The following is a 19,046-nucleotide window of genomic DNA, read 5'->3' on the forward strand; positions in this document are numbered from 1 at the left end:
TACACGCGGCGACCGTCCATTCCACGTGTTCTAGCGCCTCGCGCCTTTTTTTTGCACCTCCCTGCGAAGCTTACTGCGAGGCGTACGCTCAGCTATCCATCGCTCCCGTCCGAGCCGCACTGGCACAGCGTTTGCTGCGTCTTCCGAATCGATCTGGCCAGCCCGTGCCATCGACGCCTGGCGTTAAAGCACCCTTTACTGGCCAGCGGCGTGACGATCTTTGCACTACATTGACCAGTACGCGCCTTCGCTATATGCATCGCGCGGTATCCGGCTCTGGAAGCCCAATGAGCGCTGTGATCGCATGCCAATTGCATCCACACCGCAGCAGGACGAATCTGGAAACGATCGATGGAACCTCGAAACGGGTACGCGCCGCGGATTTACTTTTTTCATTCACTTCTGGTTGGGCCGCTCGATGTATGGCCTGCGCAATTCGCGCATGCAGCCGCGCTGGGCTTCGATCACGCGCTGATCGGCAGCCTCTTCGAGCCGGGACAAGCCGGCCATGGACAGGTGGTCGGCAACCACGCCCGCCTGCATCCAGTGTTCGAAGCCAAGCAGCAGTCTGCTGCCGAGGCGATACGCACGCTCGCCAACGCGGCGAAACAGAACGGCCTGACCTTGCTGGTCGATCTGGTGATCGACCGGATGGCCGCCGATGGCGCGCTATACGCCGAACATGCCGACTGGTTCCATCCCTTCGAGTCTGAAGAGGCGCGGCTCGATCCACGCCATGTGCATCGCGAGGACAACGTCGCGTATGCGAACTTCAACGATGCCGGCAGCAGCGCCGCGCTGGTCGGCTGGTGGACGCAACAACTGCTGACGCTCGCCGAGGCCGGCGTGGGCGGCTTCCGGTTCGATTCGCCGCATCGCGTGCCGGCCGCCGTCTGGCGGCAATTGAGCGACGCGGTCCGGGCGAAGCATCCCGAGGTGAGTTTTCTCGCCGCCACGCCTGGCTTGGCGCGTGGCGATCTGCTCGACCTGCAAGGCGCCGGCTTCGACAACGTGTTCTCGTCGGTGCGCTGGTGGGACTTCCGCGCGAGCTGGATGGTCGAGGAACATGCCGCGCTCGCGCGCATCGCCGCGCCGATCGGTTTTCCTGAAGCGCCATACGGCACTCGCCTCGCCGCCGAACTGACCGATGTGCACGACGCCGCCATCGTCGAGCGGGCCTACCGGCGCGCGCTGTTTACTTCGGCTTCCATCGGCACGGGCTGGATGATGCCGATGGGTTTCGAGTACGGTATCGCCGAGCCGATGTCGCAAACGCGCGGCGACGCTGCGCAGTTCGCCCTCGCCGCTCAAGCCAAAAAATTCGATCTCACGAAAGCCATCACGCACGTGAACCTGGTGGCGAGTAAAACGAAAACGCTGCACGCCAACGGTGAATTGCGCCCGCTCAGCGGGCCCGGCGCACCCGCAGCGGTATTGCTGCGCGCCGACCAGCCCGACCTGCGCCATGCCGACGAGGCGATCCTGATCGCGATCAATCCCGGGCTCGGCGCGCCGGTACGCGTCGATCCCGCGCGCTTCCTCGCGGGCGTGCCCGGCAACTTCACGCGCTTCGTGCCGCTCGACGCGCCCGGCAACGCCGCACCCGCCACGCTCACCTCATTCACACTCGCACCTGGCGCGGTCCGCCTGTTCCGCGCGGTCACGGAGAAACCGATCCGTCTCGCGCCGCCCATCGACAAGGCGAACAGCAAGCGCAGCGGCCGCAAGACCGTGGTCGAGGCGCTGAGCGCGCCGCGCGTGGCCATCGAGAGCGTGACACCCTCGGTCGATAACGGCCGCTTCGCGGCTAAGCGCAGCGTGGGCGAACGCGCCGAAATCACCGCCGCGATCTTCGCCGAAGGTCACGACAAGATCGCCGCCGCCGTGATCTGGCGCGCCGCCGACGAAACCGCGTGGCACGAAGTATTGATGGAACCGGCCCAACCCGCCGGCCTCGACATCTGGAAGGCGCGCATTCCGCTCGAACGCATGGGCCGTCACGAATTCACCGTGATCGCGTGGCGCGACGACTTCGCTTCGCTGGTCGAGCATATTCAGAAAAAACTGAAGGCGGGACAAACCGTCGAACTCGAACTCGACGAAGCGTCGCATCTGTTCGCGCTGGTGCTCGCCGAGGTCGAAACCGCGGAAGGCGCGCTCACCGAACCGCTCGAACATATCGTCAAGCTCTTCACCAAGGCCGACGCGGAGACGAAGCTCGCGCTGCTGCTCTCGCCGACCACGGCGAAGGCGATGACCGCCGCGCGCCACCGGCCGTTCCTGAGCCGCGATCCGGTCATCTACAAGATCGACGCCGACCGCACTGCCGCGCGCTTTGCGAGCTGGTACGAAATCTTCCCGCGCTCGATGAGCGATGACGAATCGCGCCACGGCACTTTCGCCGATGTCACGACGAAGCTGCCGCGCATTCGCGACATGGGCTTCGACGTGCTGTATTTCCCGCCGATCCACCCTATCGGCGTGGCGAATCGCAAAGGCCGCAACAATACGCTGAACGCGCAGCCGGGCGACGTCGGCAGCCCGTATGCGATCGGTGGGGTCGAAGGCGGCCATACGGCCGTGCATCCGCAACTCGGCACGCTCGACGACTTCAAGACGATGCTCGCCGCCGCGCACGCGCACGGCCTCGAAATCGCGCTCGACTTCGCGGTGCAATGTGCGCCCGATCACCCGTGGCTGAAGGAGCATCCGACGTGGTTCGCGTGGCGCCCCGACGGCACGCTGCGCTACGCGGAAAATCCGCCGAAGAAGTACCAGGACATCGTCAATCCCGACTTTTATGCGCACGACGCCAAACCCGATTTGTGGCTCGCGCTGCGCGACGTCTTCCTGTTCTGGATCGAAGCGGGCGTGTACATTTTCCGCATCGACAATCCGCACACCAAGCCGCTGCCGTTCTGGGAGTGGGTGATTGCCGATGTGCGGGCGCGCTATCCCGCCACCATCTTCCTCGCCGAAGCCTTCACGCGGCCGCGCATGATGAACCGGCTCGGCAAGATCGGTTTCTCGCAGTCGTACACGTACTTCACGTGGCGGGAATCGAAGCGCGATTTCATCGAATACATGACCGAGCTTACGCAAACCGGTGCGCGTGATTCGTACCGGCCGAACTTCTTCGTCAATACGCCGGATATCAACCCGCGGCATCTGCAATCGCAGGGGCGCACGGGCTTTCTGATTCGCGCCGCACTCGCTTCGACACTGGCCGGTTTGTGGGGCGTGTATAGTGGTTTCGAGCTATGCGAGGCCGCCGCGCTGCCGAACAGCGAGGAGTATCTTGACTCGGAGAAGTACCAGTTGCGCGCGTGGGACTGGAACCGGCCCGGCAACATCGTCGGCGAGATCAGTGCGCTGAACCGGATTCGCCGTGCGAACCCGGCGCTGCAAACGCATCTCGGCCTGACATTCCTGCCCGCGCACAACGACCATGTCCTGTTCTTCGAGAAAGCGACCGAATCGCGCGACAACGTCATTCTTGTCGCGATCAATCTCGACCCGTTCAACGAACAGGGCGCGGACATCGAATTGTCGTGGGAGACTTTCCAGAAATGGAATCTGCACGATCATGGCCCGCTGGAAGTCACCGACCAGATGACCGGCGCGCGCTTTGAATGGCACGGCCGCTGGCAGCACGTCCAGCTCGGGTCGGGCCAGCCGTTCTCGATCTGGCGCATTGCGCCGCTCGGCGGCCTGCCCGCCGAACGGCCGGATGAAGCCGACAGCGACTATCACGCAGACGCTGGCAACCCAACCCCAACGGAAGGTGCGACATGAAGCGTGACGATCCAGCCCAAAGCACGTCGCAGGACCATACGAGCGCAGCCACCGGCAGCGCCGCGAAGGCGCGCACGCATCGGCGCGGCAAGCCGGCGGCCTTGAGCGACGATCCGCTCTGGTATAAGGACGCGATCATCTATCAGGTGCACATCAAGTCGTTCTTCGACGCGAACAACGACGGTGTGGGCGACTTTCCCGGCCTGATTGCGAAGCTCGACTACATTGCCGAACTCGGTGTGAACGCGATCTGGCTGCTGCCGTTCTATCCATCGCCGCGGCGCGACGACGGCTACGACATCGCCGATTATCGCAACGTGCACCCCGACTACGGTCAGATCGCCGACGTGAAGCGCTTCATTCAGGAAGCGCACGCACGCGGCATTCGTGTGATTACAGAGTTGGTGATCAACCACACGTCGGATCAGCACCCGTGGTTTCAGCGCGCGCGGCGCGCGAAGCCGGGTTCGAACCACCGCAATTACTACGTGTGGTCCAACACCGATCAGAAGTACCAGGAAACGCGGATCATCTTCATCGACTCGGAGCCGTCCAACTGGACGCACGATCCGGTGGCGGGCGCGTATTACTGGCACCGCTTCTACTCGCATCAGCCCGATCTGAATTTCGACAATCCGGCCGTGCTGAAAGAGGTGCTGCAGGTCATGCGCTTCTGGCTCGATATGGGCATCGACGGGCTGCGGCTCGACGCGGTACCGTATCTGGTGGAACGTGAAGGTACGAACAACGAGAACCTGCCGGAAACGCACGCGGTGCTCAAGAAAATCCGCGCGACCATCGACGCCGAGTATCCGAACCGGATGCTGCTTGCCGAAGCCAACCAATGGCCGGAAGACGTGAAGGAATATTTCGGCGATGAAGACGAATGCCACATGGCCTTCCACTTCCCGCTGATGCCGCGCATCTACATGTCGATTGCGAGCGAAGACCGTTTCCCGATCACCGACATCATGCGGCAAACGCCGGACCTCGCCGAAACGAACCAGTGGGCGATTTTCCTGCGCAATCATGACGAACTGACGCTGGAGATGGTCACGGATTCCGAGCGCGACTATCTGTGGAACACCTACGCGAGCGATCGCCGCGCACGCTTGAATCTCGGCATTCGCCGCCGCCTCGCGCCGCTGATGGAGCGCGACCGCCGCCGTATCGAGTTGATCAATTCGCTGCTGCTCTCCATGCCCGGCACGCCCGTGATCTATTACGGCGACGAACTTGGCATGGGCGACAACATCCACTTGGGCGACCGCGACGGCGTGCGCACGCCGATGCAGTGGTCGTCGGATCGCAACGGTGGATTCTCGCGCGCCGACCCTGAGCAACTGGTGCTGCCGCCGGTCATGGGCTCGCTGTACGGTTTCGACGCGGTGAACGTGGAAGCGCAAAGCCGTGACCCGCACTCGCTGCTCAACTGGACCCGGCGCATGCTCGCCACGCGCCGCGCGAAGCAGACTTTCGGGCGCGGCACGATTCGTTTCCTGAAGCCGGAAAACCGCAAGATTCTCGCGTATCTGCGTGAAATGCCGGGTGAACCGCCGATCCTGTGCGTGGCGAATCTTTCGCGCGCGCCGCAAGCGGTGGAACTCGACCTGTCCGAGTTCAACGGTTCGGTGCCGATCGAAATGACCGCGGACTCCGTGTTCCCGGCCATCGGCCAACTGACTTATCTGCTGACGTTCCCGCCGTACGGCTTCCTGTGGTTCATGCTGTGTCCGGGTGCTCAGCGTCCGACGTGGGCACAGGCCCATTCGGAATCGCTGCCGGAATTCGTCACGATCGTGATCCGCGAAGGTCAGGTCGGTCCGACGCCGGAGAACGTACGCCTGCTCGAATCGGAAGTGCTGCCTTCGTGGCTGAGCCGGCGCCGCTGGTTTGCGTCGAAGGATCAAAAGCTCAATGCGGTGCGGCTCGCGGCGTTGACCACGATTCCGCACGGCGGCTTCGCCTTCACCGAAATCGAAGCGGACGTGGGCGGTCACACCGAACGCTACGTGGTGCCGATCGCGATCACATGGGGCGGCGAAACGACTTTCCCGTTGTTCAAGCAACTGGCCTTCGCGCGCGTGCGGCGCGGCCGCAACGTGGGGCATCTGACGGACGCCTTTGCCTTGCCGATCTTCGCTCATGGCGTGATGCGCAAGCTGCGCGAACGCGCCGTCGTGCCGACCGTGCAGAAGAGCGAAATCAAGTTTCTGCCGACCGAACGTTTCGCCGAACTCGAAGGACTCGGCGAACGGCCTGAGATCCGCTGGCTCGCGGCCGAGCAGAGCAATAGCTCGTTGATCATCGCCGACACCGTCGTGCTGAAACTGGTGCGCCGCCTCGTGAGTGGTGTCCATCCGGAAGCCGAAATCAGCCGCTATCTGACGCAATTGGGCTACGCGAACACCGCGCCGTTGTACGGCGAAGTGGTGCGCGTCGATCCCGAAGGCGTGCCGCATACGCTCTGTATCCTGCAAGGCTATATCGAGAATCAGGGCGACGCGTGGAACTGGTCGCTCGACTATCTGCGCCGCTCGGTGGACGAACTCGCCATCGCCGTCGATACCGAAGCGCAATCGGCGCCGGACCGTACCAACGAGGCGATTCTGGTGGAAGGCTACAGCACGTTGGCCGGCATCATCGGCAGACGGCTGGGCGAACTGCACGTGGCGCTCGCCTCGCCGACGGACGACCCGGCGTTCGCGCCGGAACCCGCCAGCGCCGAGCAGGTGAAGGCATGGGTGGACGGCACGCAGGCGATGCTCGCCAGCGCACTCGATCTGCTCGCGCCGCGCATCGAGCAGATGAGCGATCCGGAAACCAGGGCGCTGGCGCAAAGCCTGATCGACCGCCGCGCGGCCTTGGTGGCCGCCGTCGACAAGCTGGTTTCCGCCGACGCGGGCGCGCTGCGCATTCGCGTTCACGGCGACTTCCATCTCGGCCAGGTACTGGTCGCGCAGGGCGACGCATTTTTGATCGACTTCGAAGGCGAGCCGGCACGGTCGCTTGAAGAACGTCGTCAGAAATCGAGCCCGCTGCGTGACGTGGCTGGTCTGATGCGCTCGCTGTCGTACGCAAGCGCGGCGGCGCAGTCCACCATGGAGGCCGCGCCGCAACAGACCGCCGATCGCAAGCGCACGCTGTTCGACCGTTTCCGCGCGTACGCCACCGAAACGTTCCTCAGCGAGTACCGCGCGGCTGCCGCGGAATCCGCGACGCCGCTCGTCGCGCCCGAAGCCGAACAGGCCTTGCTCGATCTGTTCCTGATCGAAAAAGCCGCCTACGAAATCCGTTACGAAGCGGCCAACCGCCCGACGTGGCTCAGCTTGCCGGTACGCGGCCTCGCCGCGCTCACCAGCCGTTTGCTCGGCGACACCGGCGCGCCAGGCCACGATTCCTCAACCCAGGCGCCAGGCGCCGCCACGCCGCCTAACCCGGCCGAGGGCGACTATGAGTGAGCATGATCCGGCCGTAGGCCTCCAACCGCTCGAAATCGACGCGCTCGTCGAAGCGCGTCACCCCAATCCTTTCTCGCAACTCGGGCTGCATCAGACGGACGCGGGGCCGGTGGTGCGCGCGCTGTTGCCGAACGCCGCGCACGTCAGCGTGATTGCGCGCGCCGACGGTGCGCTGCTCGGCGAACTCGAGCAAGTGCGGCCGGGGCTGTTTGCCGGCCGTGTCACGACTGCGGCGCCGTACCGTTTGCGGATCGACTGGCATGGCGTGGTGCAGGAAATCGAGGACACGTATTCGTTCGGTCCCGTTCTCGGCGACGAGCCGCTTGGCCGGCTCGCCGGCGGCGATCCGTACGCGGTGCTCGAATGTCTCGGCGCGCATCCGATAGAAGTGGATGGCGTGCCTGGCGTGCGCTTCGCCGTGTGGGCGCCGAACGCACGGCGCGTTTCGGTAGTGGGCGACTTCAATGCGTGGGACGGCCGCCGTCATCCGATGCGGCTGCGGCATCAGGCCGGCGTGTGGGAGTTGTTCGTGCCGCGTGTCGGGCCGGGTACGCGCTACAAATACGAACTGCTGTCGCGCGATGGGCATCCGCTTCCCCTGAAGGCTGATCCGTGCGCGATGCAAACGGAGAAGCCGCCGGGCACCGCGTCGATCGTGGCGCATGTGGATGAGATCGAGCAGTTTCCGTGGACCGATCACGAATGGATCCAGTCGCGCGCCGATAAGCAGACGCCGCGCTCGCCAATCTCGATCTACGAAGTGCACGCGGAATCATGGCTGCGCGTCGCGGAACAAGGTCAGCGCGGACTCGACTGGGATGAACTGGCGGAGCGGATGATTCCGTACGTGAAAAGCATGGGCTTCACGCACGTGGAGTTCATGCCGATTGCCGAGCATCCGTTCGGCGGATCGTGGGGTTATCAGCCGCTCGGGCAGTTCGCGCCGTCGGCGCGGTTCGGCAAACCCGAGCAGTTCGCGAGGTTCGTCGACAAGGCGCACGAAGCCGGACTCGGCGTGATTCTCGACTGGGTGCCCGCGCACTTTCCAAATGATGCGCACGGTCTGATCGACTTCGACGGCACGCCGCTCTACGAGCACGCCGACCCGCGCGAAGGCTATCACCAGGACTGGAACACGATGATCTACAACCTCGGCCGCAACGAGGTGAGCGCGTTCCTGGTCGCTTCGGGGCTGGCATGGTTGAAGCGCTATCACGTCGACGGTCTGCGCGTGGACGCGGTCGCGTCGATGCTGTATCGCGACTATTCGCGCGCCGCCGACGAGTGGGTACCGAACATCTACGGTGGCCGCGAAAACCTTGAATCGATTGCTTTCCTGAAGCGGCTGAATCACGAAGTCGGCTACGTGCCGGGCGTGCCGGGTGCGATCACGATCGCCGAGGAATCGACCGCGTGGCCGGGCGTGACGGCGCGTGTCGAAGACGGCGGCCTCGGTTTCCAGTTCAAGTGGAACATGGGCTGGATGCACGACACGCTGCACTACATGGAAGAAGATCCCGTCTACCGCCAATACCATCACCACAACATGACGTTCGGCATGGTGTACGCGTATTCGGAGCGCTTCGTGCTGCCGCTCTCGCACGATGAGGTGGTGCACGGCAAGGGCTCGCTGCTCGGCAAGATGCCCGGCGACAGGTGGCAAAAGTTCGCCAACCTGCGCGCGTACTTCGGTTTCATGTGGACGCATCCGGGCAAGAAGCTGCTGTTCATGGGCGGCGAATTCGGCCAGATGGCGGAATTCGACCACGACACGTCGCCACATTGGCATCTGCTCGACGATCCGCACCATCACGGCGTGCAGAAGCTGGTGCGCGATCTGAACCGGCTATATAGCGAGGAGCCCGCGTTGTATCTGCTCGATTGCGAGCCTGGCGGCTTCGAATGGCTCATCGGCGACGACAGCGGCAACAGCGTATTCGCCTATCGCCGCACCGATGGCGCGGGCCGCGAACTCGTCGTAGTCTGCAATATGACGCCGGTGCCGCGGGTCGGTTACCGGATCGGCATGCCGCGCAGCGGACGCTGGTCGGAAGTGCTTAATACGGACGCGGGCGTGTACGGCGGCTCGAACATGGGCAACGGCGGGTTGATTCACACCGACGCCCAATCGAGCCATGGCTGGCCGCATTCCGCTTCACTGACGCTGCCACCGCTGGCGACCATCGTATTGCGCGCGGACTGAAGGGGATGCTGTAAAGCGAGCGCGCGGCGTGCGACATTCTCGCGCCGCGCGCTCGTTGCATGAAGACCCACGAAAGCGTTCAACAATCAGAACAGGGAAGGGGAATCATGTCGCATGCAATGCCCGACCGGCTTCTGCCCGGTTCGCCCTATCCGCTCGGCGCTAGCTGGGATGGCCTCGGCGTCAACTTTGCAGTGTTCTCGGCGAACGCGCAAAAAATCGAGCTTTGCCTGTTCGATCCCACCGGCCGCAAGGAAATCCGCCGTTTCACGCTGCCCGAATGCACCGACGAGATCTGGCACGGCTACCTGCCGAACGCGCATCCGGGCACCGCTTACGGGTTTCGCGCGCATGGGCCGTATCAGCCGCAACATGGGCATCGCTTCAACCCGCACAAGCTGTTGCTCGATCCGTACGCGCGCAAACTGGTCGGACAATTTCGCTGGTCGGATGCGCTGTTCGGTTATCGCGTGCATTCGAATCGCGCGGACCTGTCCATCGACCGGCGTGATTCGGCGCCGGCCATGCCGAAGTGCGTGGTGATCGACGAAGCGTTCGACTGGTCGCACGACAAACGCCCGAATGTGCCGTGGGGCGAAACCATCGTCTACGAGACGCATGTGCGCGGCGCCTCGATGTTGCGCGCCGATTTGCGTCAGCATGAACGCGGCACGTTCGCGGCGCTGTCTTCGCCGGAGTTCATCGAGCATCTGCTGAAACTCGGCGTGACCGCGGTCGAACTGCTGCCCGTGCATGCGTTTCTCAACGACCGCTTTCTGGTGGAGCGCGGCCTGCGCAACTACTGGGGTTACAACACGGCGGCCTTTTTCGCGCCGGAGCCGTCGTATCTCAGCACGCACCGGCTCGACGAAATGCGCATCGCCGTGCGTCAGTTGCACGCGGCCGGCATCGAAGTCATTCTCGACGTGGTCTACAACCACACCTGCGAAGGCAACGAGATGGGACCGACCGTGTCGTGGCGCGGCCTCGATAACGCCAGCTACTACCGTCTGATTCCCGGCGACGAACGTCACCATATCAACGACACCGGTTGTGGCAACACCGTGAATCTGCCGCATCCGCGTGTGCTGCAAATGGTGATGGATTCGCTGCGCTACTGGTCGACGGCGTTCAATATCGACGGCTTTCGTTTCGATCTGGGCGTCACGCTCGGCCGCGAGCAGCACGGTTTCGATCCCGGCTCCGGTTTCTTCGACGCGTTACGGCAAGACCCGATCCTGTCGCAACGCAAGCTGATTTCAGAGCCGTGGGACATCGGGCCAGGCGGTTATCAACTCGGCAATCATCCGCCGGGCTTCGGCGAATGGAACGACCGTTTCCGCGACACCGTGCGCCGTTTCTGGCGCGGCGACGCCGGCCTGCGGCCCGATCTCGCCGCGCGTTTGACCGGCTCGGCCGATCTGTTCAACCGGCGTTTCAGGAAGCCGTGGGCATCGGTCAATTTTGTCACGTCGCATGACGGTTTTACGTTGGCCGATGTCACCGCTTACGAGCAGAAGCACAACGAAGCCAATCGCGAAGACAACAACGACGGCCATAACGAAAACTGCAGCCGCAACTGGGGCGTGGAAGGCACGAGCGACGACCCCGCGATTCTCGTCACTCGCAAACGCGTGGCGCGCTCGCTGATCGCCACGCTGCTGATGGCGCTCGGCACGCCGATGATGCTGGCCGGCGACGAATCGCTGCGCACGCAGAATGGCAACAACAATGCGTATTGCCAGGACAACGAAATTTCATGGCTCGACTGGGAACGCGCGGATTCGCCGGACGGTCAGCAGATGACCGCGTTCGTCGCGCGTGTGATCGCGCTGCGCAAGCGACATCCGCTATTGCGCGAAACGCGTTTTCTGTTCGGCGATCGTGAAGTGTTGCCGGGCCTGTTCGATGTCGGCTGGTTCGACGAACACGGCGACCCGCTCACCATCGAAGCCTGGCAGGACCCCGAAGGCCGCGCGTTCACGCTGCGTCGCGCGGGTCCAGGTTTAAACGGCGAAACAGAAGTATTGTTGATGATGCTCAACGCCAACGAGGAAACACTGCGTTTTACACCGCCCGCCCCGCACCTGGAATGGCACGTGCTGTTAGACACTGCTGAGCCGGAGAGCGTGCCGCATCGGCTGGCGGTGGCGGAGGTCGAAGTGGCCGCGCATAGCCTGGTGATGCTGGCTGCGCAGCCGGTGGGCGAAGCGGATTGGCAAGCGGGCTGGAAGGCCGGCGCGCAGCATGGGCCGCGGCTTCTGACTGCGCTTCCGCCCGATCCGGGTGCGCATCCGCCCAGTAGCGATACGTCGCCGACCACTTAGGCGGCAGCGGCGCCGCGACCCGACAGCATGCGGGCTGCGTTATTGCGCGTCGTCGTTGTACGCGTTGTGCGTTGTGCCTCACACACCGCCGGCGCGAACGACGCGTGACACGCGGCTCGAAAGCAAAACTGAATGGTGACGAATCATGTCCGAAAGTCCGATTGATCCTCATGCGCATCATCACGCGCATTGTTTGCCGTTCGGCGCGCAGTTGCTTGGCGCGACGGGCGCGAAGCCGCGCACGCGGTTTCGCTTCTGGGCGCCTTCCTGCAAACACGTCCAGGTGGAAATCGAAAACGGCCCTGCCCAAGGCGCGCACGACATGACGCCCGCCGGCAACGGCTGGTTCGAAGCGAGCGTCGATGGCGGCGCGGGCACGCTATACCGCTTCCGGCTGGATGGCGAGCATGCGGTGCCCGATCCGGCGTCGCGCTTCCAGCCGCAAGACGTGCATGGACCGAGCGAAGTCATCGATCCGCGCGCCTACCATTGGGAACACACGAACTGGCACGGCCGGCCTTGGGAAGAAACGGTGTTGTACGAGTTGCACGTCGGCGCAATGGGCGGTTATGCAGGCGTGCAGAAGCGGCTGCCGCAACTCGCCGCGCTCGGCGTCACGGCCATCGAGTTAATGCCGCTGAACGACTTTCCCGGCAAGCACAATTGGGGCTATGACGGCGTGTTGCCGTATGCGCCCGATTCCGCTTACGGCCGCCCTGAAGATCTGAAAGCGTTGATCGACACCGCGCACGGTCTCGGCCTCATGGTGTTTCTCGACGTGGTCTACAACCACTTCGGCCCGGACGGCAACTATCTGCACCAGTACGCCCGCACATTCTTTCGCGAAGGCACGCACACGCCGTGGGGCCCGGCGATCGACTTCGAGCGCTGCGAAGTGAGCGACTTCTTCACGGATAACGCCGTCTACTGGATCAACGAATATCGGCTCGACGGCCTGCGTTTCGACGCGGTGCACGCCATCGACAACCACGCGTGGCTGCGCGAACTGTCCGACCATATCCGCGCCAAAGTGCAGCATGGCCGGCATGTGCACCTGGTGCTGGAAAACGAGCACAACAGCGCGAGCCTGCTGGAAACGCATTTCGACGCGCAATGGAACGACGACGCGCACAACACGTTGCACGTGCTGCTGACCGGCGAAACCGAAGGCTATTACCACGCGTACGAAGACCAGCCGATCCGCCGCCTTGCGCGCGTGCTGTCGGAAGGCTTCACGTATCAGGGCGACCCGTCGCCGATTCACGACGGCAAGCCACGCGGCGAAGCGAGCGGCCATCTGCCGCCCACTTCGTTCGTGATCTTCCTGCAGAACCACGATCAGATCGGCAACCGCGCGTTCGGCGAGCGCTTGCGCAAGCTGACCTCGGACGATGCGTTGCGCGCCGCCACCGGCCTGCTGCTGCTGTCGCCGCAAATTCCGCTGCTTTTCATGGACGAGGAATACGGGTCCACGCAGCCCTTCCTGTTTTTCACCGACTACGCCGGCGATCTCGCCGACGCGGTCCGCGAAGGACGCCGCCGGGAATTCGCGCGCTTTTCCTCGTTCAGCGACGAGAAACGCCGCGCCCAGATTCCCGATCCGAACGACGTGAAGACGTTCGCGGCCTCATCACCGCCGGCGTCGCACGAAGCGCCAAAGCATGACGCCGATGAAGCGAAAGACCGGCTCGACTGGATGCACTTCTACAAATCCGCGCTGGCCGTGCGCGCCAAGCTGATCACCCCACGCCTCCAACATAGCAAGTCGTGCGGCGTGACAGTGCTGACCGCGGCGAATGGCGGCGACGCCAATGCACTGATCGCGCGCTGGAAACTCTGCGACGGTGAGACGTTATCGGTCGCGCTGAATCTCTCGAAAGAGAACGTGGCGTGCACTGAGATTCCCGCCGGCAAAGTGATTTTCGAAACGCCGGCGCGGGTGCGCGAACAGGTCGACGTCAAGGTGTTGCCGCCCTACGCGTTCGTCGCGTGGCTGACCGGCGACGTCTGCGACTATGCCAGCGGCCACGATGCTCGCATCGCGGGACAACAGGAGCGCCACGCGTGACTACCCGACGCCCTCACGACACGATCGTCACTCTCGCCTCGCGCGCCGGCTTCGAGGTGGAGTGGCAGGATGCGCACCATACGACGCAGCATGTGCCTGAAAGCACACTTGCCGTGCTGCTCGAACGGATGGGGTTGCCGTGCGGCAACGCCACGGAAATCCGCCACAGCGCGGCGGCCCTGGAGGCCGAATTGTCAGGCCGTAGACTGCCGCCGCTGATGACCGCGGAAGTCGGACGCGGCATCGCGTTGCCCATCGCGGCGATCAAGCACGGCAGCCACTATCGGATCGAACTGGAAAGCGGCTCGATCATCGACGGCCGGTTTACGGCGCCCAAAGGCGAAGAAGCCTTGCTCGCACCGATCGACGAAGCCGGCTATCACACGCTCGTGATCCACGAACAGCGCATCACGCTGGCCGTGGCGCCGCCGCGTTGCTATACGGTCGCCGACGCCTGGCGCACGCTGCACGACGACGACACGAACGACGACAGCCCCGCGCCGCCGCTGTGGGGCATCGCCGCGCAGTTGTACGGCTTGCGCCGCACCGGCGACGGCGGCATCGGCGATTATTCGGCGCTCGCGCAAATCGCCGTGGAAAGTGCGAAGCGTGGCGCGCACGCGCTCGCCGTCAGTCCGACTCATGCGATGTTTAGTGCGGAGCCGGAGCGCTTCAGCCCGTATTCGCCGTCGTCGCGTTTGTGGTTGAACGTCACGCATATCGATCCCGCCGCGGTGTTCGGCGCGGATGCGGCTCACGCCGCCCTCGAAGCCGCGCAGGCCGGCGACGCGTGGTCGAAACTCGAACGCTTGCCGTTGATCGACTGGCCGAACGCGGTCGTGCTGAAGCTGAAGGTCTTGCGCACGCTGTACGAGCATTTCTGCACGCACGAACGCGCGCAGAACACGCCGCGCGCGCTGGAATTTCATGGTTTCTGCGAACGCGCCGGGCGCGCGCTCGAAGACCACGCACGCTTCGAAGCGTTGCAGGCGTCGCAGCTCTCGCAAGAAGGCGGCAATGGACATTGGCGCAACTGGCCTGAGGCATTGCGCGATCCGCGCAGCCCGGAAGTCGAAGCCTTCGCCGAGGCCAACCGTCACGAGGTCGATTTCCATCTGTTCCTGCAATGGCTGGCCGCCAAGGGTTTGTCGCACGCGCAACATGCGGCGCGCGATGCCGGCATGGCCGTCGGCCTGATCGCCGATCTCGCGGTGGGCTGCGATAGCGCCGGCAGTCATGCATGGTCGTATCGCGACGATATGCTGCAAGGCGTGTCGGTCGGCGCGCCGCCCGATCTGTTCAACCAGGCCGGCCAGGCGTGGGGACTTACCACGTTCTCACCGCGCGCCATGCGCACGCAGGGCTTCTCTGCTTTCATCGATATGCTGCGCGCGGCGTTCGCGCATGCCGGCGGCATCCGCATCGATCACATTCTCGGCTTGCGACGGCTGTGGCTCGTGCCCGAAGGCGAAAGCGCGCGTCACGGCGCGTATCTGCGCTATCCGCTCGAAGACCTTCTGCGGCTGATTGCGCTCGAATCGTGGCGGCATCGTGCGATCGTGATCGGCGAGGATCTCGGCACCGTGCCGCCCGGTTTTCGCGAGCGGCTCGCGGAGCACGGTCTCGCCGGCATTCGCGTGCTGTGGTTCGAGGGCGCGCACGACGGCAAAGGATTCAAGTTGCCTTACGCGTGGGACCGCAATGCGGTCGGCACGACGACCACGCATGATCTGCCGACGGTCGCCGGCTGGTGGCGTGGCAGCGACATCACGTGGCGCAACCGGATCGGCCAGACGATGGCGCGCGCCGATGGCCGCGATCCCGAGGAAGCCGCCCAGGAAGAGCGCGCGAAAGACCGCGCCGAGTTGTGGCGCGCGTTCCAGCAAGCGGGCGTGGCCGCGCCCGACGTCGCTGCGCCGCCGCCCGACAGCGCGCCCGTGGACGAAGCGCTCGCCTTCGTCGCCGCGACGCCCGGCCCACTGGTGACGTTTCCGCTCGAGGATCTGCTCACGCAAGTCGAGCAGCCGAATCTGCCCGGCTCGATCGACGAGCATCCGAACTGGCGCCGACGCGTGAGCGTGCCGATCGACGAACTGTTCGAGGACGACACGTTCTGCGACCGGCTGCTCGCGGTCGATCGCGCACGCCGCGCCGCAACCGCGCCGGTTCCTTCTGCCAACGCTTCTTCGGAGCCTGATACGCCATGACCGTCCCGCGCTCCACGCTTCGCCTCCAGTTTCATCGAGGCTTTACCTTCGACGATGCCGCGAAGCACGTCGACTACTTCGCCGCGCTCGGCATCAGCCACGTGTACGCGTCGCCCATCACGACGGCCGAGCCGGGCTCGATGCACGGCTACGACACCGTCGACTACACCCAGGTCAGCGCCGAATGCGGCGGCGAGGCGGGTTTGAAGCGCCTCGTCGACAAACTGCGCGCGCATAACATGGGGCTGATCATCGACACGGTGCCGAACCATATGGGCGTCGGCGGCTCCAGCAACGCGTGGTGGCTCGATATCCTCGAATGGGGCCGTCATAGCGCTTATGCACGCCATTTCGACGTGGACTGGCATTCGCCGGATCCCGCCTTGCGCGGCAAGGTGCTGCTGCCCACGCTCGGCGCGGCGTACGGGGAGGAGCTCGCGGCGGGCCGCATCGCGCTGCATTTTGCAGCCGACGTTGGGCGCTTTTATATCGGCTACGGCCCGCACGTGTTTCCGATATGCCCGACCGATTACGCGTCGATCCTGCAAAGCGCCGACCGCTCTGATCTCAACGCGCTCGCCGAACGCTTCCATGGGCTCACGACGCAGCCCACCGATCATCCCCGCGCCGCCGAAGGCCGCGACATGCTGCGCGAATTCGCCACGCAAAACGGCAACTCGGCGATCGAGATCGCGCTGCAGGCCTATTCGCCCGACGATCCGGTGACGCGTGACCGCCTGCATCGGCTGATCGAGCGGCAACACTTCCGTCTGGCGTGGTGGCGCACCGCGTCGGACGAAGTGAACTGGCGGCGTTTCTTCGACATCTCGACGCTCGCCGGTGTGCGCGTGGAGCGGCCCGAAGTGTTCGAGGCCGTGCATGCGCTGCCTTTCCGTCTGTACCAGGAAGGCGTGGTGGACGGCCTGCGGATCGATCACGTCGACGGCCTCGCCGAGCCGCGCGAATACTGTCAGCGTTTGCGGCAACGTCTCACGGAACTGCGCGATACCGCGCCGTATGTGGTGGTCGAAAAGATTCTCGGACGCGGCGAACCGCTGCGCGACGATTGGCCGGTGGACGGCACGACCGGCTACGATTTCATGAGCGACGTCGGCGCGCTGCTGCACGATCCGGCCGGCGCCGAACCGCTCGCGCAAACCTGGACCGAACTGACCGGCCGCAGCCCGCGTTTTGCGGACGAAGCACTAATCGCACGCCGCAAGATCCTCGCTGAGAATCTTTCGGCGGAACTCGACCGCGCGGCGCGCGCGTTGCATCGCATTGCGCGCGATTCGCTGACCACGCGCGACTTCACTTTCACCACGCTGCGGCGTGTGCTGACCGAACTGGTCGTGCATTTTCCGGTCTATCGAATCTATCCGCAGAACGGTCTGCGCAGCGCGACGGATAACGTCTATTTCGACCAGGCTTTGGAGGGCGCGCGACGCTCGCTTTCGCGCGCGGACCTTGTCGCGCTCGATCGCGTGAACGCGTGGCTCGGCGGCAGTCCGGAAGAACCGCCACCTGGACGAAGCGGCGCACCGCCGCAACAAGGCCAGAATGGTGCGCCACCGAGCCATGCCGGTTCCGCGCGACGCACCGCGCAAACGCTGTTTTCGCAGTTGACCGCGCCGGTCGCCGCGAAGGCGGTCGAGGATACGGCGTGCTATCGCTATGGCCGGCTGTTGTCGCGCAACGAGGTCGGCTCGGACCCAGGCGAGTTCGCGTTGTCGGTCGAAGCGTTTCACGCGGCGAATCTGGAGCGTTCGCAGCGCTTTCCTCACGCCATGCTCGCGACAGCCACGCACGATCACAAACGTGGCGAGGACGTGCGTGCGCGGCTCGCCGTGTTGAGCGAGATCGCGCGGGACTGGAGCGCGACGTTGCGCGCGTGGTCCACGTTGAATGCGCCGCATCGTCGCGCGCTCGATGGCAAACCCGTCAACAGCGTCGGCCAGGACACGAGCTACGACTGGGCGCCCGGCCCCGCCGCCGAAGCGATGCTCTATCAAACGCTGGTCGGCTGCTGGCCGCCGGATCTGCAACCCGACGACGAAGCCGGCGTGAAGGAACTGGCCGAACGCGTCGCGCAATGGCAGTTGAAGGCGCTGCGCGAAGCCAAGCTGCAAACCAACTGGCTCGCGCCCGACGAAGAGTACGAGGCCGCCTGTCGCGATTTCCTGTTCGACATCCTCGCGCCGCAACGGCGCGACGGCTTCCTGAAGGAGTTGTCCGCGTTCGTCGCACGAATCGGGCGCGCCGGTGCGCTCAATAGCTTGCAGCAGACGGTTCTGCGGCTGGCATCGCCTGGGATTCCCGATCTTTATCAGGGCACCGAGTTGTGGGACTTCAGTCTGGTCGATCCGGACAATCGCCGGCCCGTCGATTTCGCCCAACGCGAGGCGTGGCTCGTGCAGACGCCGCCGTCGGAATTCCTGCCGAGCTGGCGCGATGGACGCGTGAAGCTCGCGGTGGTGCAGCGCGTGCTCGCGTTGCGAGCGCATCTGCCGGAATTGCTGAGTCAGAGCGAATATCTGCCGCTCGCGGTGCGCGGTAAGCACGCGTCGAATGTGCTCGCGTTTGCGCGGCGGCATGGCAATGCGTGGGCCGTGGTGGTGGCGAGCCGGCTCGCGGCTGGATTGCTCGGCGAGGAAGGCGATATGCCAATGGTCGATCCCGCGAAATGGGAGGACACGGCGCTGGAGATGCCGTCCGATCTGTCCGCGAGAGCGCTGTTCGACTGGCTGAGTCCCGCCGCGCCGAAGGTCGATGAAAACGGTCTGCTGTATCTGCGCGATGCGTTGGGCGCAATGCCGATCGCGGTGTTGGTGGAGGATGGCGTGCCGCGCGGTTGATCTTGCAGATTTTGTGGGCGAAGGCGGTTGGAGCGTACGTGCTCTAACCGCCTTTTTTCGTGGGCGTATTCGAAATGAGGCGTCATTCCACTGCACTGTTCTGCTGTTCGTGTCCCAATACACCGCCCCT

7 protein-coding genes are annotated in these 19,046 nt (G+C 64.4%); all 7 read left to right on the forward strand.

Annotated elements, in window-relative coordinates:
* Positions 1 to 351: 351 nt before the first annotated feature.
* Entirely contained in the window at positions 352 to 3,795 is a 3,444-nt protein-coding gene (locus HF916_RS27165; protein WP_168791816.1) for a maltotransferase domain-containing protein, read from the forward strand.
* Positions 3,792 to 7,256, forward strand: coding sequence for a maltose alpha-D-glucosyltransferase (gene treS, locus HF916_RS27170; protein ID WP_168791817.1), 3,465 nt, complete (start codon positions 3,792 to 3,794; stop codon positions 7,254 to 7,256). Before HF916_RS27165 ends, treS begins: the two co-directional genes overlap by 4 nt.
* Positions 7,249 to 9,459 (forward strand): 1,4-alpha-glucan branching protein GlgB, encoded by a 2,211-nt coding sequence (gene glgB / locus HF916_RS27175; protein ID WP_168791818.1) that lies wholly within the window; start codon positions 7,249 to 7,251, stop codon positions 9,457 to 9,459. Before treS ends, glgB begins: the two co-directional genes overlap by 8 nt.
* 107 nt (positions 9,460 to 9,566) lie before the next feature.
* A complete protein-coding gene (gene glgX, locus HF916_RS27180; RefSeq protein WP_168791819.1) occupies positions 9,567 to 11,786 on the forward strand; it encodes a glycogen debranching protein GlgX in 2,220 nt (739 codons plus the stop codon).
* A gap of 145 nt (positions 11,787 to 11,931) precedes the next feature.
* Positions 11,932 to 13,854, forward strand: a complete 1,923-nt coding sequence (gene treZ, locus HF916_RS27185) for a malto-oligosyltrehalose trehalohydrolase (protein WP_168791820.1) — start codon at positions 11,932 to 11,934, stop codon at positions 13,852 to 13,854.
* Complete coding sequence (malQ, locus tag HF916_RS27190; protein WP_168791821.1) at positions 13,851 to 16,061, forward strand: 4-alpha-glucanotransferase; 2,211 nt, start codon at positions 13,851 to 13,853, stop codon at positions 16,059 to 16,061. The genes treZ and malQ overlap by 4 nt, the downstream gene beginning before the upstream one ends.
* Positions 16,058 to 18,916: a malto-oligosyltrehalose synthase gene (gene treY, locus HF916_RS27195; protein ID WP_168791822.1), complete on the forward strand. Its 2,859-nt coding sequence runs from the start codon at positions 16,058 to 16,060 to the stop codon at positions 18,914 to 18,916. Before malQ ends, treY begins: the two co-directional genes overlap by 4 nt.
* The last annotated feature ends 130 nt before the right edge of the window (positions 18,917 to 19,046 follow it).

The organism is Paraburkholderia aromaticivorans (assembly GCF_012689525.1).
GTDB classification, from domain to species: Bacteria; Pseudomonadota; Gammaproteobacteria; order Burkholderiales; family Burkholderiaceae; genus Paraburkholderia; species Paraburkholderia aromaticivorans_A.